Below are 21,805 nucleotides of genomic sequence, written 5' to 3' on the forward strand. Positions count from 1 at the left end.
AGGACGGCCGGCTCAGCCGGTGAGCTTGCCGACCTTGCGGGCGCTCAGGTCGATGACGAAGTCGCGGGCGTCGATCCACGGCCCGTTCTTCACCTTCGGGAACAGCCGTACGCAGCGGTGCGCGCCGCACTGGTCGAGATCGCCCGACTGGCGTCCCGGAGTGGCCTTGTAGATCATCGCGGTCAGCAACAGCTGGTCGGGCGAGGTGAGTTGATTGCCCGTCGCGTCCTTGTAGTCCGCCTTCAGGCCCGCGCCCAGCGGGCTGGCGAGCAGCAGTTCGGCGGCCTCGACGTCCTCGGCGTTGCTCGCCGGGGGCTGCACTCCGTGCTGGGTGCCGGTCTGTTCGACCTTGCCGGTGTCGAGGTTCACGGTCTTGGTGACGACCGAGTCGTCCTTGTAGTCGTAGAACGTCACGTCCGCGCGGCGCGGCGCGTTCGGGTTGTCCAGCTCGCTCGGCTCGGGGTCGGCGAGTTCGACGTCGAGGCGCTGCGGGCCGCGCTTCCCGTCCACGTTCTCCATGGAGTTGAACAGCTGCTGGTTCACCGCTATCTGCTCGACGCGCTTGGTCTCGTCGTCGGTGAGCGGGTCGCGGCCCTTGCCCTTCTCGCCCTCGGCGGGGGCCTGTTGGACCACTCCGGGCGCCGCGCCGAGCGTGTCCCCGGCCTGCTGCCCGGCCGATCCGGCGGCCTGCCCGGTGCCGCCCGACTCGTCGGCCCCCGCCGTGCCCGGCAGCGTGACGGCGACCATCACGGCGGTCCCGGCGACCGCTATGGCCGCACCGGCCACCACTTTGCCCAGGTGGCGGTGCACTGTCCTTCGCACATTTCCCCCTACTCCCCCTGGGTCCTGCCCCGGACCGCTGGGAGTGGTGTGTCGCACTTCCTTCGGGATACGGCATACGTCGTATCCACCGGTCATTTGGTAAGAGGGACGTAAGTCATAGGTGGTTCCCTCACTTTCGGGGAGACTCATGCCCAAGGAGCCCCGGTGGCGGGGCCCGGCTGAAAGAGTCGTGACCATGCAGGTCTGGCCTGGAGAGGCGTATCCACTCGGTGCCACGTACGACGGCGCCGGTACCAACTTCGCGGTCTTCACCGAGGCCGCGGACCGAGTAGAGCTGTGTCTGCTGCACGACGACGGCTCGGAGACGGCGGTGGAACTGCGGGAGAGTGACGCGTTCGTGCGGCACGCGTACGTGCCCGGCATCATGCCTGGGCAGCGGTACGGCTTCCGCGCGCACGGCCCCTACGCGCCCGAGCGCGGCCAGCGGTGCAACTCCGCGAAGCTGCTGCTCGACCCGTACGCGAAGGCGGTCAGCGGATCGATCGCCTGGGGCGAGGAGGTGTACGGCTACCACTTCGACGCGCCCGACAAGCGCAACGACCTGGACTCGGCGCCGCACACCATGACCTCGGTCGTGGTCAATCCCTACTTCGACTGGGGCGACGACCGGCTGCCCCGGCGCGGTTACCACGAGACCGTGCTCTACGAGGCCCACGTCAAGGGCCTCACGATGCAGCACCCTGGGCTGCCGGACGAGCTGCGCGGCACGTACGCGGCGCTCGCGCATCCGGCGGTCATCGAGCACCTGGTGGAGCTGGGCGTGACGGCCCTGGAGCTGATGCCGGTGCACCAGTTCGTGAACGACCACCGGCTGGTCGACATGGGGCTGAACAACTACTGGGGCTACAACACGATCGGTTTCTTCGCCCCGCACAACGCGTACGCCTCCTGGGGCGACCGCGGCCAGCAGGTCCTGGAGTTCAAGTCCGCGGTACGGGCGCTGCACGAGGCCGGTATCGAGGTCATCCTGGACGTCGTCTACAACCACACCGCCGAGGGCAACCACCTGGGGCCGACGCTGTCCTTCAAGGGCCTCGACAACTCCTCGTACTACCGGCTGACGGAGGACCCCCGCTACTACATGGACACCACGGGGACGGGCAATTCACTGCTCATGCGGTCCCCGCACGTGCTCCAGCTGATCATGGACTCGCTGCGCTACTGGGTCACCGAGATGCACGTCGACGGCTTCCGCTTCGACCTGGCGGCCACCCTGGCCCGGCAGTTCCACGAGGTGGACCGGCTGTCGTCGTTCTTCGACCTGGTGCAGCAGGACCCGGTGGTCTCCCAGGTGAAGCTGATCGCGGAGCCCTGGGACGTCGGCGAGGGCGGCTACCAGGTGGGCAACTTCCCGCCGCTGTGGACGGAGTGGAACGGCAAGTACCGCGACACCGTCCGGGACATGTGGCGGGGCGAGGGGCGGGCGCTCGCGGAGTTCGCGTCCCGGCTGACCGGCTCGTCCGATCTCTACCAGGACGACGGCCGCCGTCCCCTGGCGTCGATCAACTTCGTCACCTGCCATGACGGGTTCACGCTGAACGACCTGGTGTCGTACAACGACAAGCACAACCAGGCCAACGGCGAGGACAACCGGGACGGCGAGAGCCACAACCGGTCCTGGAACTGCGGGGCCGAGGGCGAGACCGACGACCCGGCCGTCCTGGAGCTGCGCGCACGCCAGATGCGCAACTTCGTGGCCACGCTGCTGCTGTCCCAGGGCGTGCCGATGATCAGCCATGGGGATGAGTTCGCGCGCACCCAGAAGGGCAACAACAACGCGTACTGCCAGGACAGCGAACTGGCGTGGGTCAAGTGGCCCGAGGGTGAAGCCGAGTTGGCGGGGCTGCCCGCCTTCACGCGCGCGTTGGTGTGGCTGCGCAAGGAGCATCCGGTGTTCCGGCGCCGGCGGTTCTTCCACGGGCGGCCCGTGGAGGGCACCCACGACGAGCTGTCGGACATCGCCTGGTTCACCCCGGAGGGCAAGGAGATGACCCAGCGGGACTGGGACTCGGCGCAGGCGTCCGCGCTGTCGGTGTTCCTGAACGGCAATGCCATCTCGGAGCCCGGTCAGCGGGGGGAGCGGATCGCCGACGACTCGTTCCTGATGATGTTCAACGCCTCTCCGGAGACGCTGGAATTCGTCGTGCCGGTCAATCACGGCCGCCAGTGGGAGGTGGTCGTGGACACGGGCCGCCCCGAGGGGGTGCCGCCGGGCACGGGCGCGAAGGTGGAGGCGGGTGACCGTCTGACTCTGCTGGACCGCAGCATGACCGTGCTGAAACGGCCCACCTAGGAGGCGGGTCGGCCGATCAGAGCACCGGATGCGGGGTCGATGACACGAAAGACGGCCGGGCGGGTACGTAGGTCTGCATGACACCTGAGCGACCCGACCCGGCAGTGCCCACGGCCACCTACCGGTTGCAGCTGCAGCCCGAGTTCCCGTTCACGGCGGCAGCTGCGGCCGTGCCGTACCTGGCGTCGCTCGGCGTCTCGCATCTGCATCTGTCCCCCGTCCTCGAGTCCGTCCCGGGCTCCACGCACGGCTACGACGTCGTCGACCACGCGCGCGTGCGGGACGAACTCGGCGGCGAGGACGGGCTGCGGGCCCTCGCGCGCACCGCGCGGGAGCACGGTCTCGGCCTCGTGGTGGACATCGTGCCGAACCACATGGCGATGTCCCCGCGCCACAACCACGCCCTGTGGGAGGTCCTCCGGGAGGGCCCGAAGTCGCCGTACGCGCGCTGGTTCGACATCGACTGGGAGGCCCAGGGCGGGCAGGTGCTGCTGCCGGTGCTGGGCGGCCCCGTCGGCGGGGAGCTGGAGCACATGGCGGTCGACGGTGACGTGCTGCGCTACTACGACCACGTCTTCCCGCTGCGTGAGGGCACGGCGGAGCTGCCGCTGCCGCGGCTCCTGGACGCGCAGTGGTACCGCCCTGTGTGGTGGCGGCTGGCCCGCACGGAGCTCAACTACCGGCGGTTCTTCAGCATTTCGGAGCTGATCGGGGTACGCGTCGAGGACCCGGAGGTCTTCGACGCCACCCACGCGAAGATGCTCCAGCTGCTGCGCGAGGGCGTCGTCGACGGGCTGCGCGTGGACCACCCCGACGGGCTCGCCGACCCCGACGACTACCTCGCGCGGCTGCACGAGGCCACCGGGGGCCGCTGGACGATCGTGGAGAAGATCCTCGCGGACGGGGAGCACCTGCCGGCGTCCTGGCCCGTCGCGGGCACCACCGGCTACGACGCCCTCCGGCAGGTCGACGGGCTGTTCACGGACCCGGCGGGCGTCGGTGAACTCCTGGGCCAGTACCGGAGGTTCGCGGCCCCGCAGACCGACCGCGGCGGTCAGTGGGAGGCGACGGTACGGCGGGCGGCGTACAAGGTGCTCACGCACGAGCTGGTCGCCGAGATGGACCGGCTGACCCGGGTCGTGGTCCGGCTGTGCGCCACTTCCCCGGAGCCCGCGCTGCGCGACCGGGCCCCCTGGGCGCTGCGGACCGCGCTGCTGGAGCTGCTGGTCCGCCTGGAGGTGTACCGGCCGTACACCTCCGGGGACACCGCCGCGGTCGTCACCGAGGAGGCGGCGGCCGAGGCCCGGCAGGCGTTCGTCGTCCCGGAGGAGGCCGGTGCCGTCGATGTCGTACGGGAGCTGCTGCTGGGGGGCTACGGGGACGGGCCCGAACACGTCGAGTTCCGGACGCGGTTCGCGCAGACCGCGTCCGCGCTGCGGGCCAAGTCCGTCGAGGACACGGCCTTCTACCGGTATGTGCCGCTGCTGTCGGCGACCGAGGTGGGCGGGAACCCGGGCAGCCCCGCGGTGTCCCCGGAGGACTTCCACGCGTTCTGCGCGCGCGTGCAGCGCGACTGGCCCGCCATGGGCACGGTGCTGTCGACCCACGACACCAAGCGCAGCGCCGATGTACGGGCCGCGCTGGCCGTGCTCACCGAGGTGCCGGAGCGGTGGGCGGATGTGCTGGCGGAGGTGACCCGCACCGGGGAGGGCGTGCCGGACGCGCAACTGGCGTGGGCGGCGTGGCAGACGGTGTTCGGCCTCGGCCCCGCGGACACGGAGCGCGTCCAGGATGCCCTGCTGAAGCATGTGCGCGAGGCGGGCCTGTACACGAGCTGGACGGAGCAGGAGCCGCCGTACGAGGAGGCGGTGGCGGCGTTCGTCGCGGCGGGCCCCTGCGGCGCTCCGGGCGAGCGGGTGGCCGCGTTCCGTACGGCACTTGAGGCGCACATCCGGGCCAACATGCTGAGCGCCACCCTGGTCCAGCTGACGATGCCGGGCGTGCCGGACCTCTACCAGGGCACGGAGACCGAGTACCGGGCCCTGGTCGACCCGGACAACCGCCGCCCGGTGCCGTTCCCGCCGCCGCACCCCGGTGACAAGGGCGCGCTGACGGTCGCCGCGCTCCAGTTGCGGGCCCGGCGGCCCGAGGTGTTCGGCGACTCGGCGACGTACACCCCTCTGGCGGCGGAGGGCCCTGCGGCGGCGCACTGTGTGGCGTTCGCGCGCTCCGGGAGTGCGGTCACGGTGGTGACCCGGCTGTCGTCGCGGCTCGCGGAGGCGGGCGGCTGGCGGGAGACCGTGCTGCCGCTGCCGCCGGGGCGGTGGGCCGATGTGCTGGCTCCGGAGCGGGAGTTCACGGGGCACGCACGCGTGGCGGACGTTCTCGAGTCGTCGCCCGCGGTGCTGCTGGAGCGGGTGGGCGAGAGCGGCTAGCGGGTGCGGACCCTGAGGATCTTGGGCGAGCGCCGGACAAGGTCCTCAGGCGCCGCCTGGGCGCCTTCTGCGCGGCGCAGACCCGGCAGGGCGGCCAGCAGCGCCCGCAGGCCGTGTTCGGCCGTGAGACGGGCGAGGAGGGCCTCGGCGGAGGCATGGCGGCCCGTGCCGTGGGCGAGCGGGGCGGGGTCGCGGCGGAAGGCGTCGTAGCGGTCGGGGTCGGTGAAGCGCTCCGGGTCGCGGCCCGCGGCGCCGAGGAGGCAGGCGACGGTCGCTCCGGCGGGGATCGCGCCGACGGGTTCGACGGCCCGGCGCTTCACGATGTGCAGCGGCGGGTCACGGCGCAGGGACTCCGCCCAGGCGCTGGCCGTGAGGTCGGGCCGGTCGCGGAGCACCGTCAACTGGCGCGGGTGGTCGAGGAGGTTGGCGAGGAACGACGCCAGCGCCCGCGCGGTGGTCTCCCCCGCCGCGCCGAGCAGCGTGCCCACCAGCCCCGTCACGGCCTCGTCGGTCCGCTCGGCGCACAGCACGGACAGCAGGTCACCGCCCGGGTGGGCGCGGCGCCTGGCCGTCAACGGGCGCAGGAAGACGCCCAGTTCGGAACGCCCGCCCCCGGAGGGGCCGAGTCCCGTGCGGCACCAGCAGTGCACGCGCGCGGTCTCCTCGTACGGCAGCCCGAGCGCGGCCACGACCGTCGCGGTGGGCAGCCAGTCGCAGAACTCGGCCACCAGGTCGGCCTCTTCACGCGCGGCCAGCCGCCGGGCGAGGACATGGGCGCCGCGTTCGACGGCGGCGGTCAGCGCGGCCGACGCGCGCCCGCGCAGCGCCCGTTCGAGGCACTGGTCGGCCTCCGATGTCCCCTCACCGGGCAGGGGGACGAGCCGGGGGTCGGCGAGCGCGGCGCGGACGTCGTCGTAGCGGCTGACGAGCCAGGCGCCGAAGGGCTCGTCGTACACCAGGGGGTGGTGCGTACGGAGCGTGCGGTAGAGCGGATACGGGTCCCGTACGGCCGTCCGCAGGCTCGGCGGGGCCGGTGGGCGGGCCAGGGTGCCCGCGGTCCGTGTGACGAGGACGTCCGTGAGACACAGCACCGCCGCCCGCTCCCGTGGTCGTCGCTCCGCCGCGCACCGCCCAGGGGGCGCGCGGCCGGTCGTCCGCGCCAAGCGCACACGCGGCTGCCCCCAGCCGACCACCGCCCCGCGCGGGGCGCAGCTCTCGTACGGCCGTTCGGGTGAGGCGGGCGTTCCGTAGACCTGCGGCGTACGGGGACGGCCGCACGCCGTGGGACCGGCGCGGCCACCGGCTCGCACCCGCGTGCGGACCCGGGGTGCGGGCCGGACGGCGGGCGTGCGGTGACGGGGTACGGCGTGGGGAGGCCCCGGTGCGGGGGCACGCGCGTGTGCCCGCTGGGGACGTCACCGGCAGTGAGCAGCGGGCCCGTGCGGCACCCTGGAGAACTGCGGCCCCCTGCTGGCACCCACGCCCTTACCGGCTGCCGGTAAACGCGCCTGGGCGCCCCCGGTAGCCTCCCCCGCGGTCTCCTTGACAGTTCCCAGAGGCCGTGGGGTACTGCGGTTGCGAAGCCGGGGCGGACTAGTCGGGGGTGAGTCTCCTGCCGGAGTTGCGATACCCCAGTGTGACCGAACTGGTCTCGTCCGCAAGGGCGTTGGCCGCGCACAGGCCGGGGCTGTGCGCCCTGAGGCAGGTGGGCGTCTCCCGCGCGGGCAGACCACTGCACCTGCTGTCCGTGGGGCACGCCCAGCGCGCCGTCCTGGTGGTCGCGGGCGCCCACGCCAACGAGCCGACCGGCGGCTCCACTCTCCTCGCCCTGGCCGAACGGGTCGTGGCCGAGAGGGAGTTGAGGTCGGACACCTCCTGGCACTTCCTGCTCTGCGCGGATCCGGACGGGGCGAGTCTGCATGTGACGCCCGCGCCGCGAAGTCTGTTCGACTACCACCTGGGGTTCTTCCGTCCGGCCGGGCCCGAGCAGCCGGAGTGGTCGCCTTCGGTGCTGCCACCTGATCGGCTGCCGCCCGAGACGCGGGTGCTGACCCGGGTGATCGACGAGCTGCGGCCCTACCTCCAGGTGACGCTGCACGGGACCGATCTGGGCGGCAGCTGGGTGCAGTTGACGAAGGACATACCGGGGCTGGCCGAGCCGTTCGCCAAGTCGGCGGCCGAGCTGCACATCCCGGTGGAGACGGGCGCCTCGGACGCGGCGGGCTGGCCCGCCTCGGGGCCCGGGGTGCATGTGATGCCGGCGCCGGGTGTGGACATGGCGTACCCGAGCATGCCGGACGACGCCCGGCACAGCACCTGGTACCACGCGCACCGGTACGGCGGCCTCACGGCGGTCGTGGAGGTCCCGATGTGGGCCAGCGATCTGGTGGACGACCCGGCACCGCATCCCGCACCGGCGGCGGCGATACGGCGGCTGGCGCGCCGTCTGCTGCGGGACGGGCGCGAGGTGGAGCGGGTGCTCACCGAGGCGCTGCCGCGGCTCCAAGGCGTCGACGGGCCTCTGCTGCGGGCCGCGAAGTGGGCCCTGGAGCTGGTGCCGGGCCTCGCCGCGGACTGGATGCACACCGAGCCCGCCGACACGACGATGGCGTACGTGGGCAGCGTGGACGCGTTCGGGCGGCGGCTGCCACTGCGGGCCGCGGCGATGCTGCTGCGGGTCCTGCGGGAGACCGACGACCGCGCGGCGCCCCTGCTCGAACACCTCGTGGCGTCCTGGAGCGACGCCTTCGAGGAACGCTTCCGGGCCCGCTGGGTGCCCCTGGAGCACCAGGTCGAGCATCAGGCGCGCACGGTCGTGGCGGCGGCGCTGCACGCGCGCGAGCAGGCGGGCGGGCTCGACGACGTCTCAAGCGCGCGTGCCCGGCGCCCGGCCTGACCCATCCCGGCGGCGTCTCAGCTGTCCAGCGCGAAGACGTGTCCTGTGCGTGCCGCCATGGAGCACGCGTTGGAGAACGTCCTGCTGTAGTCGACCGGGCGCCCCTTCCACTCCCCGCGCGCGTGTGCGGTCACCGGGGCGTAGATCATCGGGCAGAAGACGCTCTTGGGCGGGAGCGCGTCGATGTCGCCGTCCGCCACGGCCAGTTCCGCGCAGGCCTCGGCCGCGTGGGCGTGCCCCTGGGGCGGGTCGCACAGCAGCAGGGTCCCGCGCGTGTCACTGGACCGGTTGTCGCCGCGTGTGACGGTGAGGTAGAGCCAGTCGCCCCGGACCCCGTGGTGAGGGGCGGTCGCCCGGGCCGGTGCCTGCCCGGCGAGGAGCACGAGAGCCGTCGCGAGCAGGGCACTCCGTAGAGCGGTCGCCTTCCTGGTGCGAGTCTTCAGGGGACGGGTTTCCGCGCTGCGGGTCTTCGGGGTGTGCGTCTTGGAGGTGGTGTGCGTCATTCCCGGTGCATCGGCACCGCGGTCTCCGTACCCCACCCCGGCTCACCCGAACGGGAACGCACGGGCGCGTGCCGGTGGGCCAGCTCGAACGCGCTGAGCACCACGCGCGACTGGTACTCGACCTGGCGTGCGACCGAGATCCAGCGTGCTCCGCAGCCGTCGCGGTAGTCGGCGCACCACTGGTCGATCAGCCGGTCCAACTCCGGGAGGACACCGGCCTGATCGCGCCCGGAGGTGACGACGAGCTGGTAGAGCAGCCCCGCCGTGCGCAGCGCCAGCCGTCGCCCGGCGATGCGCAGGGCGGCCAGATGGGCGGTGTTGAGCGGCGGAAGCGGGCGGGCGGCACCCGTGTCGACATCGGGGTCCCACGCGTCGGCGAGCCCGGGGCAGACCAGTAAATAGTCGTCGACCGGCGCGAGCAGCCGTGCGGCGTCGGACACGACGAGGGTCCCGGGCCGCGCGCCGGGCACGGTGGACGGCGGCACCAGGCCACCCGCCCTCGCGAGTCCGCCCGGCTCCAGGCCCGCTCTGGAGAGCCCTCCCGCTTCCGCGCCGTCGCGGACGAACGGCCGTATTCGCGCGAGGAGTTGTTCCAGGATGCGGGTGTCGTGGCGCAGGGTGTGGCTCACGGTGCGGAGGAACGCGTCCGCGGCGGCGGGCGGGGTGCCGTCCTCGACGCCGGCCACGCCCCACATCGGCGCCTCGACGACCGCGGTGACGGTGCCGTACCGGTGCGGGTGGTACCAGGTCGACTCGACGGCGGCCTCGGTGATGGCGGCGGCCAGGTCGCCTGGGCGCGGTGGCGGGATGCGGTAGACGGCGGGGCCCAGGCTCGGCCAGTACAGCGTGTCGTAGGGCCCGAGTTCGCGCGGGACGGCGAGACGGGCCGCGGTGTGGGCGACGCGGCGGGCGAGGCCGGGCAGGTCGTGGGTGAGCTCCACGAAGCCGCCGCCGACGTCGACGCCGTGCAGGGAGCACTGGAGGAACGGCCGGAGTTCGTCCTGGACCGCCAACAGGGCTCGGGTCTCCGGGAGTCGGGCCCCGGCCGCGCCGTCCGGGAGCCACTCGGGCTGCTCCAGGAAGCCGGGCCGGAAGAAGTTCCTGAAGTACCGGCCGAGGCTGTACGGGCCGGACAGCCAGCCCTCGTTGCGTCGCGAGCCGTCGGGGTCGAGGCACAGCAGCAGGTTCCAGGTGGCGTCGGCGCCCTCGCTCAACCGGCGGTCGGCCAGGACCCGTTCGGCCAGCCGCAGCACCGTCGCGCCGCCCACCGGCTCGTTGGCGTGCGGTCCTGCGACCACGAGGGCCTGACGGCTGCCGTGGCCCACGGAGAGCAGCCACAGGGGCGTACCGGCCCGGGAGGTCCCGACGCGGCGCAGCCGGGCGTCCTGGGGGTGGCGGGCGACGAGCGCGGCGGCCTGGGCGCCCAACTCGTCCACGGACGGGTAGCGGAGGAGTGGCGGCAGGGCGCACCTCCACAAATGTGGTGCCGTCGGTTCACCTGGTGTGCATGGTGTACGCACAGTCAGTCACGACGTACGGGGTACGTCAACACCGCGGTACACAAAGGGATTTCACGCACCCCAAGATCGCCACATCGGGTAATGCCCAGGCCAGAGGTGAGGTGGAGATACGGTCGGCCGTCGCCGGACGGTGTCCGCGCTCAGCTGCCGGCGAGCCGGAACGCCATCTGCCCGAAGCCGATCTGGTCGCCCTCGCGGACGACGGCCGCCCCGATGACCCGGCGGCCGTTGACCGTCGTGCCGTTGGTCGAGCCGAGGTCGCGCAGCACCCACATGCCGCCCTGGCGGCTGAGTTCGGCGTGCACCCGGGACACCGTCTCGTGGGTCAGGCGCAGTCCGTTGGCGGGGTCGCGGCCGATGCGCAGCGGATGCCCGCTGCCCGGGTGGGGCAGCAGCAGCTTCGGCAGCCGCTCGGCCTGCCAGGCCCTGCGCAGCCGCACGGTGAAGCCGGAGACGGCCTCCACGGTGCCGAACAGCAGCCTGGAGAGGCGGCTTTCGGTGGGCAGGTCGGCGGTGAGCAGCACGAGGTCCTCGGACCGGCGGGCGGCGAGCGCCAGCTCCATGCGGCGGATGAACGTGTCGTGCGACAGCCTGCCCATGGCGACGCCGTCATGGAGGACCTTGAGCGCCTTGTCGCGCTCCGCGTCGGACAGCCGCGCGGGGTACGTGTGGAACTCGAAGGACGACGTCACGTTCGTGATTGTCGGGCAGTGAACCCCGGGTGTCCAGAAGACGCGGAAACGGCCCGCACGCGCGCGAACCTGACGACACCTGCGCCAAAGGGGTGGATTCAAAAGCGGATTGATCTCGTTTGAAGCACGATGGACGGGCTACATCCCGGTGAGCAGACGAAGGGGAACCGTCCGTGCAGTTCGAGGTGTGGGCACCAGAGGCAGAACGAGTGACGCTCCATTGCGACGGCGCCACGCGCGCGTTGGAGCGCGATCCCGAACGCGCGGGATGGTGGCGCGGGGAGGCGGAGGCGGGCGACGGCTCGCGGTACGGGTTCGCGGTGGACGACGGGCCACCGCTGCCCGACCCGCGCTCGCGCCGGCAGCCGGACGGCCCCGACGGGTTGAGCGCGGTCGTCGACCACGAGCGGTACACCTGGCGGGCGTCCTGGTCCGGGCGTCCGCTCCCCGGAGCGGTCCTCTACGAGCTGCACGTCGGCACGTACACCCCCGAGGGCACCCTGGACGCGGCGGCCGACCGGCTCGGCCACCTCGTCGAGCTGGGCATCACACACGTCGAGTTGATGCCCCTGTGCCCCTTCCCCGGCCGCAACGGCTGGGGCTACGAGGGCGTCTCCCTGTGGGCCGTGCACGAGCCCTACGGCGGCCCCGAGGCACTCAAGCGCTTCGTCGACCGCGCTCACGAACTGGGCCTGGGCGTCGTGCTCGACGTGGTGCACAACCACCTCGGCCCGTCCGGGAATTACCTCCCCGCGTTCGGCCCCTACTTCACGGACACGCACCACACGCCCTGGGGCAGCGCCGTCAATCTGGACGCGCCCGGCTCCGACGAGGTCCGCGCGTTCCTGCTGGGCAGCGCGCTGGCGTGGCTGCGCGAGTACCGGATCGACGGGCTGCGGCTGGACGCGGTGCACGCGCTGAAGGACACGCGCGCGTGCCACTTCCTGGAGGAACTGTCGTCCGCCGTCGACGCGTTGGCCGCCGAGTCGGGCAGGCCGCTGTTCCTGGTCGCCGAGTCCGACCTGAACGACCCGCGTCTGGTGACCCCGCGCGCGGAGGGCGGCCTCGGGCTGCACGCGCAGTGGAACGACGACTTCCACCACGCCCTGCACACCGCGGTGACCGGTGAATCGCAGGGCTACTACGCGGACTTCGCGCGGGCCCCGCTCTCCGCCGTCGCCAAGACGCTGACCGGCGGCTACTTCCACGACGGCACCTATTCGAGCTTCCGGGACCGTCATCACGGCCGCCGCCTGGACCGCACGCGCGTGGCCGCCCACCGCCTCCTCGGCTACAGCCAGACCCACGACCAGATCGGCAACCGCGCCCAGGGGGACCGCCTTTCGGCCTCCCTCTCCCCCGGCCTGCTGGCCTGCGCCGCCGCGCTGACCCTGACCGGGCCCTTCACCCCGATGCTGTTCATGGGCGAGGAGTGGGCCGCGGGCACGCCCTGGCAGTTCTTCACCGACCACACCGACCCGGACCTCGCGGAGGCCGTACGGCGGGGCAGGCGGCGGGAGTTCACGTCCCACGGCTGGGCCGAGGAGGACGTGCCCGACCCGCAGGACCCGGCGACCCGCGACCGCTCCTGCCTCGACTGGACGGAGCCGCAGGGCGAGCACCACGCGCGCGTGCTGGCCTGGTACCGGCGTCTCATCGCCCTCCGCCACCAGGAGCCCGACCTCACCGACCCCGACCTCACCGACACGAAGGTCGCCTACGACGAGGACGCCCGCTGGCTCGCCCTGCGCCGCGGTGACGTCCGCGTCGCCGTCAACCTCGGCAAGGAACCCGCCGCGATCCCCCTCGGCACCCGCCCGGCGGAGATCCTGGCCGCGTGGGAACCGGTGGAGGTACCGAGGGCGGACGGGTTGCTGCGGGTGCCCGGGGAGTCGTGCGTGGTGCTGGCGCAGGGGTGACGTAAACGCTCGCGTAAACGTTTGCGGACGGCTGACGCGAGCGCTCGCGCAATCGCTTGCGTAAACGCTTGCGCAAGCGTTTACGTCCTACAGTTCCGCGTCCCCGCCCCCGCCCGCGTCCCGCAGCTCCGTCACCCGTTCCAGCAGGATCGCCTCCCAGGTGCGCCGTAGTTGGATCCTGAGGAGGGGGAGCGGGCCGGTGTCGCGGCCCTTGAGGTGGTCGGCGAGGCGGATGACGGTGTCGCAGCGGGCGAGCCAGAGGCCGCGCAGGCAGGGGCGGGCGCCGTAGCCGGCGAGGGTCGCGGCACGTACGGCGGCGGGGGAACCGACCGCCAGGGCGAGGCCGGCGATGTCCTCGGCGGGGTCGCCGACGGCCGCGTCGGTCCAGTCCAGGACTCCGCGCACGCGGCCGTCGGAGCTGACCACGAGGTGTTCGCCCTTGAGGTCGTGGTGGACGAGGACGGCGGTGCCGGGCTGTGCGGCGAGCTGGATCGCGCCGGGCTGGGTCAGCTGGTGGAGGCGGGCGGCGTCGAACTCGTCGGCGGCGGCGAGCCGTTCGGCGGCCCGCTCGGCGGAGCGGCGCAGCGCCTCCAGGGAGCGCGGCGCGGCGCGCGGGACGCCGAGTGTCTCGGCCTGCCGGGCGGGCACCTCGCGCAGCCCGGTGAGCAGCCCGGCGAGGTCGGCCTCGCCGACGGCGGAGACGTCCTGGTCCTCGCCGGAACGCCCGGGCACCTTGGTGTCCAGCGTGTAGGTGAGCCCGGGCGCCCACTCGCCGGACGCCACGCTCGTCGGGACAGCGAGCGGGAGGCACGGCCGTACGAGATCGCGCAGGCGCAGTTCGCGGCGTTGGCGCAGGGCGGCGTCGCGGTTGGGGGCGAGACGCAACACATGGCGGGAGCCGACCCACCAGGTGGCGTGCTCGCCGCCCTCGGTGACGGGCCGGATCTCGGGTCCGGCACCGTCGGCCGCGCTGTCCTTGAGCAGGGAGCGGACCAGTTGCCGGACGGTGTCCGCGGTGGGTGTCGGTGCCTGGGTCATGGTCGCGCCGTCGCCGTTCGGGGGGTCGGGGCTCCTGGTCGTCGTCAGTCCACCAGAGCCATCTCACGGGCCGTGTTGTTGAGCCGGCGACCGCCGTCCTCGGTCACCGTGACGATGTCCTCGATACGTACCCCGAAGCGGCCGGGCAGATAGATGCCGGGCTCCACGGAGAAGCACATCCCGGGCACGAGGGGCTGTTCCTCGCCCTCGATCATGTACGGCGGCTCGTGCGTGGTGACGCCGATGCCGTGGCCGGTGCGGTGGATGAAGTAGGGGCCGTACCCGGCGGAGTCGATGACCGCGCGGGCGGCGCGGTCGACCTCCTGGCAGGCGACTCCGGGGCGCACCGCGCGGACACCGGCCTCCTGCGCCTCGCGGACGAGGTCGTGGACACGCTGTTCCTCGTCGGTGGGTTCGCCGACGTGGACCGTGCGCGAGGTGTCGGAGCCGTAGCCATCCTTGAGGCCGCCGAAGTCGAGGACGATCATGTCCCCCTGCTGGATGACACGTTCGCCCACTTCGTGGTGCGGGTTGGCTCCGTTGGGGCCCGAGGCGACGATCGTGAAGTCGACCTGGGAGTGCCCGAACTGCCGTAGCAGATCGGCGAGATCGGCCCCGACGTCGGACTCACGACGGCCGGCGAAGGGAACCTTCCGGATCTCCTCGTACGCCGCGTCGGCCGCGGCTCCGGCCGCCGCCATGAGGTCCAGTTCGGCCTTGTCCTTGACGGCGCGCAGCATCGGAAGCGCGTCGGTGAGGGAGGCGTAGGTGGTGTCGGGCAGCGTCTTCTGCAGGCCCAGCAGGTGCATGGACCAGGCGTTGTCGCTGATCCCGAAGCGGCCGGTGGCGTCGAGGAGCGCTGCGGTGGCGGCGTAGGGGTCCTTGCCGTCGGTCCAGTCGCGCAGGGTGAGGGCGTCGGCTCCGGCCGCCTTCGCGGCGTCGGGGGCCTCCAGCGTGGGCACGACGAGGACCGGGGAGCGTCCGGGCGCCAGGACGAGGACGGTGAGCCGTTCGGTGATCGCCGTGGGCGCGTAGCCGGTGAGCCATACGAGGTCCGGTCCCGGAGCCACCAGCAGCCCCGCGAGACCGGCGTCGGCGGCGGCCCGGGCGGCGCGGTCCATGCGCGCCCTGTAGTCGTCGGCGGTGAAGGGCGCGGGCGGGCTACCGGTCATTCAGGGCCTCCGAGGGCGGACGAAAGGGAGCTACGGTCAGCATCCTGCCCGCACCCGGGGGGCCACGCGAGCCGATCGCCCGCTCTTTCCGCCCCGGACGCGGTCCCGGAGCCGGCTCTCCAGGGCCATCGGGTGCTTCCCTGATCGGGTGCTTCGTGGTGACACGGTTCGTCAGAGGACGTACCCGGGGACCACGGTGAACTGCTGGAAGCCGCCGCTGTGGTGGCGGACGGTGACGGTGACCTCGTCCCCGGGGTGGGCCCGGGCGACGGCGCGGGCGAGGTCGGCGGCGGAGTCGACACGGTCGCCGTCGAACGTGAGCAGTACGTCGCCGCGGATCAGACCGGCGGTGTACCCGGGGCCGGGCATGTGGACGCCGACGATCAGGGCGCCGGCCTTCTCCGCGTCCACGACCTCCACGCCGAGGGTCGCGGCGGCGGCCCTGGACGACGGCGTCGGCGTAGGACTCACGGAGGATGCGGGCTTGCCGGACGACGGTGCCGTGGGCGCCGGTTGACGGGCCGCCTGGCGTTGCATCTCGGCGAGTTTGCTCATGCCGATCACCGTGGCGCCGACCGTGCCCAGGCCGACCCCGGACAGAACCAGGACGGTCCCGACGAACACGCTGAACAGCAGGGTGATGAGCCGTCGGCCGCGGCGCCGCGCGGCGTGCGGGTGCCGGGGGCCGCCCGGCCTGGTGCCGTCGCCGGGTTCCTGCCCGGGCATCGGCTTGGGACGCAACGCGGTCTGTTCCATGGATCGCCTCCGGCAGATGCTCTACCCGGCGCACCGGCGCCCGACGTGCCACGAACGAGTGAGACTGACCGGCGGTCAGGAGAGGGAGGCGGCAGGCGGGACCACGGGCCTACGGCATCGCACGCGCGCGTGGCCTCTCACCTCCGCGTCGTCCACGTCACCGGCCTCACCCCCGCTCCACCAGCCGCCCCACCAACCGTGCCGCCGCCCCCTGTGGCGCACCCCCGTACACCAGTTCCGTACGGTGCACGACGCGCGGTTCCGTCAGCGGGACGGCGACCGCACCCGGTACCCCCGTGGCCGCCGAAAGGGGCAGCAGGGTCAGGCCGTGGCCCGCGGCGGCGAGGGACGTGAGGACGCGGATGTCGGTGCCGTCGTAGCGGAGGGCCGGGCGGAAGGCGCCGCCGCCGTTCGCCGCGCGGAGCCGGGCGAGGGGCACGCCCGCGTCCGGGGCGTCGAGCCAGCGGGCGGCGGCGAGGTCGCCGAGACGCAGGGCGTTGCGGCCGGCCAGGGGATGCGTGTCGGGGAGCAGGACGCAGACGGGTTCCTCGGCGACGCCGTGGGTGGTCAGCGGGGCCACGTCGGGCAGCCGTAGCGGGTCGCTGGGGGCCGCGATACCGTCGACCAGGCCGAGATCCGCGGTGCCGGTGGCGACCGCGACCGGTACCTCGTCCCGGGTGAGGACACGGAGCGTCACGCCCGCGCGCGGGAGGGCGTTCAGGACGCGGGGCACGAGTGCGGTGGGCGCGGTGGCGAGGGTGAGCCCGCGTTCGGGGGCGGCGGCCATCCGGACGACGTCCGCGCGGGCGGCGTCCAGGCGCAGCAGCAGCGGGCCCGCGTGTTCGAGGAGCCGTTCGCCCGCCGCCGTGGGCGTGACCGGGCGGCGGGTGAGCAGCGGGGCGCCGAGATCCTGTTCCAGGGCGGCGATGTGCTGGGACACCGCGGACTGGGTGTAGCCCAGCTCGCGCGCGGCCTCCGAGAAGGAGGCGAGCCTGGCCACGGTGACGTACGTGCGCAGGAGGTGCGGGTCCATGCGGGACAGGATGCCGTACGACACCCGCTCTCCAGGCGGGCTGCATCAGCTCTGCTTATCGAGAGTGCAGAAATCATCGTTGGACGTGAACCACGGCCCCGCCCAGGATGAGGGACATGACGAACTCCGCAGCTCGGACCGCCCGTATCGCCCTGGTCGGCGACCGCTCCCCCAACGTCGTCTCGCACACCCGCCTCCCGCTCATCCTCGACGCCCTCGCCGAGCACGACCGGCTCGTCCTCGACGCCTACTGGATCCCGTCCGAGGACGCCGAAGCGGCGGACGCGGTGCGCGGGTTCGACGCGGTGTGGGTGCTGCCGGGCAGCCCCTACCGCAGCGAGGCGGGCGTGCTGTCCGCGATCCGTACCGCGCGCGTGGAGGGCATTCCGTTCCTGGGCACCTGCGGCGGTTTCCAGCATGCGCTGCTGGAGTACGCCCGTGACGTGTGCGGGCTGACCCGGGTCGCGCACGCCGAGAACGACCCCGACGCCGACGACCTTCTCATCGAGCCGCTCGCCTGCTCCCTCGTCGGCCACGAGTCCGCCGTCACCATCGAACCGGGCTCGCTCGCCGAGTCCTCGATCGGCTCGGAACGCACGGTCGAGCGCTACTTCTGCTCCTACGGCCCGACCCGCCACCTCGACACCCTGCGCGCGCACGGCCTGCGCTTCTCCGGCCACGACGAGGACGGCCACGTCCGGATCGCCGAACTCCCCGACCACCCCTTCTACTTGGCCACCCTCTTCCAGCCCGAACTCTCCGGCGACGGCTCCCGCCCGCACCCGGTGGTCCGAGCACTGGCCCAGGCGGCGGTGGAGCACGCGGGACGGGAGCACGGAGCGACGGTCTGACCGCCCGAAGTCCTGCCGGCCAGTGGTGACCGACCACCACGCATCCGGCCGCCCGACCCCGTTGTCAGTGGCGGCTGTTACGTTCTGTGACATGACCGATCACGCTCTGCGGCTGCTCCGGCAGGACGCGCTCTTGGCCGAACTGGCCGTGTTCCCCTTCGACTTCGACCTGGACCGGGCCGACCACGTCGAGCCGGTCCGGCTGGCCTCGGGCGGTCCACTGCGTCCGGTCGCGGGCGACGGGACGGGCGGTACGTACTTCGTGTGCGCGGACGGTTCCGTGCTGTACGCCGACTCCGAGGGCTCGGCCGGGATCATCGGCTCCAGTGTCGACGAGGCCCTGGAGATAGTGATCGGTCTGCCGGGCTGGCGCGACCATGTCGACCTGTCCCCGGCCGACGGCCCGGAGCGGATCACGGCCCGGGTCGCGGAGGCGGAGGAGGTCCGCGAGGACTACGGCATCGACGAGGCGAGGCCCGAACTCCGCGCCGCCCTGGGCCTGCCCGAGCGCTCTCCCGTCGAGCTGATCGGCATGCTGCACACCGCCCTGCTGCGCACCGAGCCCGACTTCCTGCTCCTCAACGCCGAGGAGGGCTGCGCCTACAGCCTTCTCGACCGCCATCCCCGCCGCCCCTTGTGGGAGCCGGTGCTCGTTCAGGGGCGGGCGGATCTCGCGGCGCTGCGCGCGGGCGACCGTACGGCGTGGGACGCGACCGCCTCGGATCCCGTACGGCGTCGACTCGCCCTGCGGGCCGCCCAGTTCGACCGCGCGGACGGCGATCTGGAGCTGCTGCGGCACCTGATCCGCCACGAGGCGGAGTCGTCGATGACGGACGAACTCCGGCTGGCCGCCGTGCTGGTGGGGCTGCACGGGCATGCGGAAGATCTGACCTTGCTCGACGAGGTGCGCGACACGGACTTCGACACCATGTGCGGGCTGAGCGAGATGCCGGGGCCGGACGCGGACGGCGCGGCACTGCGGGAATGGGCCCGCGGCCTCGACGAGTCGCTCTTCGGTACGGACCCTTCCGACGAACCCCCGTCCACCTGGACCGAGTTGGCGGCCGACCAGGGGCTCGTCGAGCTGGCCAGGACGGCCCTGATCCGCCGGCTGGACGAGATCGAGCTGGATCAGAGCAGGCTGCGGCGGCCGGGCGCCCCGAAGGTACTCGACCCGTCTCCCCTACGGACACTGGCCCGCGAGTTCGAGCAACTGGGCGACCGCGTCCAGGCGTTGCGCGCCCAGCGTCTGTACGCCGCCCTCCAGGACACGGCATGGGACCGCGTCTCCGCCCGGCTGACCCAGGCCCGCCTAGAGCGCGAGACCGACCAACTCCCGCAGGCGGGACGGACGTTGGCTGCACTGCGGGACATCCTCGCCGACCCCGCCGACGACTCCCTCCGGCACTGGCGGGGCGTGAACCTCGGTTGCTTCATCGCCCAGGAGCACTACGCCCTCACCCGCGCCCTGGCCGACGCGGACCTTCCTGAAGAGGCCCGCGCGACCCTGACCGCCGCCGAGGAGATACGCGGCGAGCTCTCGGGGGCCGCCGCAACGGCCGTACGAGAGCTCGCCGTTGAGGTCGCCGAGAGGGTCGAGGATTCCCGGGATCTCGGCTGAACAGCCCCGTCTCAAGCCCCCCGGAACCCGACCGATCCGCCCTCAGCCCTCAGCCGAACCGCAGCGCCGGCACCCGATCCGGCACGAAACCGTGCGAGCGGCTCGCCAGATACTCGGCCTTGTAGCGGTCGACCTCGCGGTGCCAGTTCAGGATGCCCGCCATCCAGTGCTGGAGGTCGGTCACATAGCCCTTCATGATCTCGCGGGCCTCGTCCGAGAGGTCGAAGTCGTCGTAGACGATGGGCAGTTCGTTCGCGGCGACGTGTTCGAACTGGCGCATGCGCTGGGTCATCAGGTCGTGGACGACGCCGAGTGCGGTCGGGTAGTCGATGCCGAAGAAGTTCTGGACGACAAGGATGGCGTTGTGGACCTCGCCCTCGTACTCGATCTCCTTCTGGTAGGAGAAGACGTCGTTGAGGAGGCAGGCGTAGTCGATGGCCGCGTTCTCCAGCGCGCGGACGGGACCGGTGCGGTAGACCTCGGGCGGCACCTTCGGGCCGTGCCCCATGCGGCACATGCTGAGGGTGAGGTCGGAGCCGAAGGTGGCGCGGCGCATCTCTAGGTAGTCGATCGGGTCGGGGATGCGGTGCTGGATCTGGTTGGACAGCTCCCAGACCCAGCTCTCGGTCATCGTGTTGATCGCGGTCTTCAGGGTGCGCCGGTCGTCCAGGGGCATCTCGGCGGTGGTGAGGGCCCACAGGTCGATGAGGCCGCGTTCCATGCCGTTGACCGGCACGATGACCGCTGGTCCCTCGATGGGCATGCAGTCCGAGAGGCGGGCCGTGGTGACGCGGGCGGCGGCGAGGTCGCCGCGGATGCCGTAGACGAGGGGGTAGTAGTCGTCGCCGTAGGTCCCCCAGGCGAGCCAGCGGGAGCTGAGGTCGAGGGCCGCCTCGGTGGCGTCCGGGTCGATGCCCGCGGAGCAGAGCGGGAGGTCGGCGGCGGCGAGTTTCTCCTCGTCCCAGACGCCCTCCTCCAGGATGCCCATGGCGTGCGCCCAATCGACGAGGCGGTGCCGGGCGCCGTCGAGGTGCGGGCTGAGTTCGACCGTGAACGGCATGTAGAAGTCGGGGAGTTGGGACGGGCCGACCTTCTGGAAGGGCACGTGGGTGTAGGCGCGCAGCCGTTCGGCGCCGGCCGAGGCGAGCAGGGCGCCGACGTCGGCGGCGGAGGTGCCGATGCCGGTCGGGCCGTTCAACGGCGAGTTGTCCAGGGCGCCTTCGTTCATGTAGCGGCTGGAGCGCAGGTGCCATTCGTGGCCGCCCGACTGCCAGTCCTGGAGGCCCTGGGCGTACGCGGCCACGGCCCTGACCTCGTCCGGGGTGAGACCTTTCTCCAGGGCCACGGCGGGCACCTCGGTGAACGCGGTGTGCTCGAACTGGTGGAGCCGCGAGGTCAGCACGTCGTTGACGGTGTCGGCGGCCTCCTGGGTGGTGCAGCCGAAGAAGGACTCCAGGACGAGCACGCCGTTGCTCAGCTCGCCCTCGTCCTCGACCTCCCGCTGGTAGGAGAAGAGGTCGTTGCGCAGGTGGACGCCGTCGGAGAAGGTCTCCATCAGCACCCGCAGCGGCCGCTCCTCGGCGACGGACGCCGGCACCTCGGAGGTCGCGTACTCCACGAGCCCGGCCGACCAGGGCGCCCCGCCGACCTTGCGGCGCATCTCGATGTACTCGACGGGGTTGGCGACCCGCCCCTCGTTGATGTTGGACAGCTCCCACAGGGACTCGTTGAGCAGGTGCTCGGTGGAGACGGCGAAGCGGCGGCGCCAGTCGACGGACATCGAGGGCACCGTGCGCGCCCACAGGTCGGCGAGCCCCGCCTCGACCGGGTTCTCCGGCTCGGGCACGGGGGTCGACAGGTCGAGCGGCATGAACAGCGGCAGCCGGTCCAGGTAGGCCTTGCCGCCGGCGCGGTCCTGGCTGCGCTTGAAGGTCTCCAGGAAGTGGTCGTCGAAGAAGAACACCCACACGTACCAGTCGGTGATCAGCGACAGGGCGGGCCCGTCGCAGTCGGGGTGGGTGTAGGCGCAGAGCAGGCCGTAGTCGTGCGCGTCGAGGTCGGCCTGCTCCCAGATCCCGGAGCCTTCCAGCATGCCCATCTCGCGCGCCCACTCGGAGGAGTGGGCGCGGGCCTCGTCCAGATGCGGGTTGAGGCGCGCGGGATACGGCATGTAGAAGTGCGGGAGTTCGAACGGCTGGGTCATGGCCGGGCCCTACCCGCGGCCCTCAACACC

Annotated in this window: 16 protein-coding genes; 6 read left to right on the forward strand and 10 right to left on the reverse strand. The window is 72.5% G+C overall.

Annotated elements, in window-relative coordinates; genetic code table 11:
- Positions 1-12 precede the first annotated feature (12 nt).
- Positions 13-822 (reverse strand): Tat pathway signal sequence domain protein, encoded by an 810-nt coding sequence (locus tag OHT77_RS10455; protein WP_328827922.1) that lies wholly within the window; start codon positions 820-822, stop codon positions 13-15.
- Between the two features lie 196 nt (positions 823-1,018).
- On the opposite strand from OHT77_RS10455, the gene glgX reads away from it, so the two are divergent.
- Together glgX and treY are read left to right on the forward strand one after the other, a co-directional pair.
- The gene (glgX, locus tag OHT77_RS10460) at positions 1,019-3,136 is read left to right on the forward strand and encodes a glycogen debranching protein GlgX (protein WP_328827923.1); all 2,118 of its coding nucleotides are present in this window, start codon (positions 1,019-1,021) and stop codon (positions 3,134-3,136) included.
- A gap of 77 nt (positions 3,137-3,213) precedes the next feature.
- Complete coding sequence (gene treY, locus OHT77_RS10465; RefSeq protein ID WP_328827924.1) at positions 3,214-5,571, forward strand: malto-oligosyltrehalose synthase; 2,358 nt, start codon at positions 3,214-3,216, stop codon at positions 5,569-5,571.
- Here the strand turns inward: treY and OHT77_RS10470 are convergent.
- Entirely contained in the window at positions 5,568-6,662 is a 1,095-nt protein-coding gene (locus OHT77_RS10470; protein ID WP_328827926.1) for a cytochrome P450, read from the reverse strand. The genes treY and OHT77_RS10470 overlap by 4 nt on opposite strands.
- 512 nt (positions 6,663-7,174) lie before the next feature.
- Between OHT77_RS10470 and OHT77_RS10475 the strand changes: the two genes are divergently transcribed.
- On the forward strand, positions 7,175-8,467 hold the full coding sequence (locus OHT77_RS10475) for a M14 family zinc carboxypeptidase (protein ID WP_328827927.1): 1,293 nt from the start codon (positions 7,175-7,177) through the stop codon (positions 8,465-8,467).
- A gap of 17 nt (positions 8,468-8,484) precedes the next feature.
- Here the strand turns inward: OHT77_RS10475 and OHT77_RS10480 are convergent, their stop codons facing one another.
- The 3 genes from OHT77_RS10480 to OHT77_RS10490 form a co-directional block, all read right to left on the reverse strand.
- A complete protein-coding gene (locus OHT77_RS10480) occupies positions 8,485-8,970 on the reverse strand; it encodes an SSI family serine proteinase inhibitor (RefSeq protein WP_328827928.1) in 486 nt (161 codons plus the stop codon).
- Entirely contained in the window at positions 8,967-10,448 is a 1,482-nt protein-coding gene (locus tag OHT77_RS10485) for a M14 family zinc carboxypeptidase (RefSeq protein WP_328827929.1), read from the reverse strand. The genes OHT77_RS10480 and OHT77_RS10485 overlap by 4 nt, the downstream gene beginning before the upstream one ends.
- Before the next feature lie 182 nt (positions 10,449-10,630).
- On the reverse strand, positions 10,631-11,182 hold the full coding sequence (locus OHT77_RS10490) for a DUF1707 and FHA domain-containing protein (protein ID WP_328827931.1): 552 nt from the start codon (positions 11,180-11,182) through the stop codon (positions 10,631-10,633).
- A 173-nt stretch (positions 11,183-11,355) separates the two neighbouring features.
- Here OHT77_RS10490 and treZ point away from each other — a divergent pair, with 173 nt between their 5' ends.
- Positions 11,356-13,101 (forward strand): malto-oligosyltrehalose trehalohydrolase, encoded by a 1,746-nt coding sequence (gene treZ, locus OHT77_RS10495; protein WP_328827932.1) that lies wholly within the window; start codon positions 11,356-11,358, stop codon positions 13,099-13,101.
- 87 nt (positions 13,102-13,188) lie between these two features.
- On the opposite strand, the gene OHT77_RS10500 is transcribed toward treZ, so the two are convergent.
- The 4 genes from OHT77_RS10500 to OHT77_RS10515 form a co-directional block, all read right to left on the reverse strand.
- Entirely contained in the window at positions 13,189-14,139 is a 951-nt protein-coding gene (locus OHT77_RS10500; protein ID WP_328827933.1) for a phosphotransferase family protein, read from the reverse strand.
- 44 nt (positions 14,140-14,183) lie between these two features.
- Entirely contained in the window at positions 14,184-15,311 is a 1,128-nt protein-coding gene (locus tag OHT77_RS10505; protein WP_328827934.1) for an aminopeptidase P family protein, read from the reverse strand.
- Positions 15,312-15,482: 171 nt separating this feature from the next.
- Positions 15,483-16,067: a PDZ domain-containing protein gene (locus OHT77_RS10510; protein ID WP_328827935.1), complete on the reverse strand. Its 585-nt coding sequence runs from the start codon at positions 16,065-16,067 to the stop codon at positions 15,483-15,485.
- A gap of 166 nt (positions 16,068-16,233) precedes the next feature.
- Positions 16,234-17,100, reverse strand: a complete 867-nt coding sequence (locus tag OHT77_RS10515; RefSeq protein WP_328834207.1) for a LysR family transcriptional regulator — start codon at positions 17,098-17,100, stop codon at positions 16,234-16,236.
- Positions 17,101-17,216: 116 nt separating this feature from the next.
- On the opposite strand from OHT77_RS10515, the gene OHT77_RS10520 reads away from it, so the two are divergent.
- Complete coding sequence (locus tag OHT77_RS10520) at positions 17,217-17,951, forward strand: CTP synthase C-terminal region-related (seleno)protein (RefSeq protein WP_328827936.1); 735 nt, start codon at positions 17,217-17,219, stop codon at positions 17,949-17,951.
- A gap of 91 nt (positions 17,952-18,042) precedes the next feature.
- Entirely contained in the window at positions 18,043-19,572 is a 1,530-nt protein-coding gene (locus OHT77_RS10525) for a hypothetical protein (RefSeq protein WP_328827937.1), read from the forward strand.
- Between the two features lie 49 nt (positions 19,573-19,621).
- Here OHT77_RS10525 and cyc2 read toward each other — a convergent pair whose 3' ends face one another.
- Complete coding sequence (gene cyc2 / locus OHT77_RS10530) at positions 19,622-21,775, reverse strand: germacradienol/geosmin synthase Cyc2 (protein ID WP_328827938.1); 2,154 nt, start codon at positions 21,773-21,775, stop codon at positions 19,622-19,624.
- Between the last annotated feature and the right edge of the window lie 30 nt (positions 21,776-21,805).

Source organism: Streptomyces sp. NBC_00252 (assembly GCF_036187565.1).
Lineage (GTDB): Bacteria > Actinomycetota > Actinomycetes > Streptomycetales > Streptomycetaceae > Streptomyces.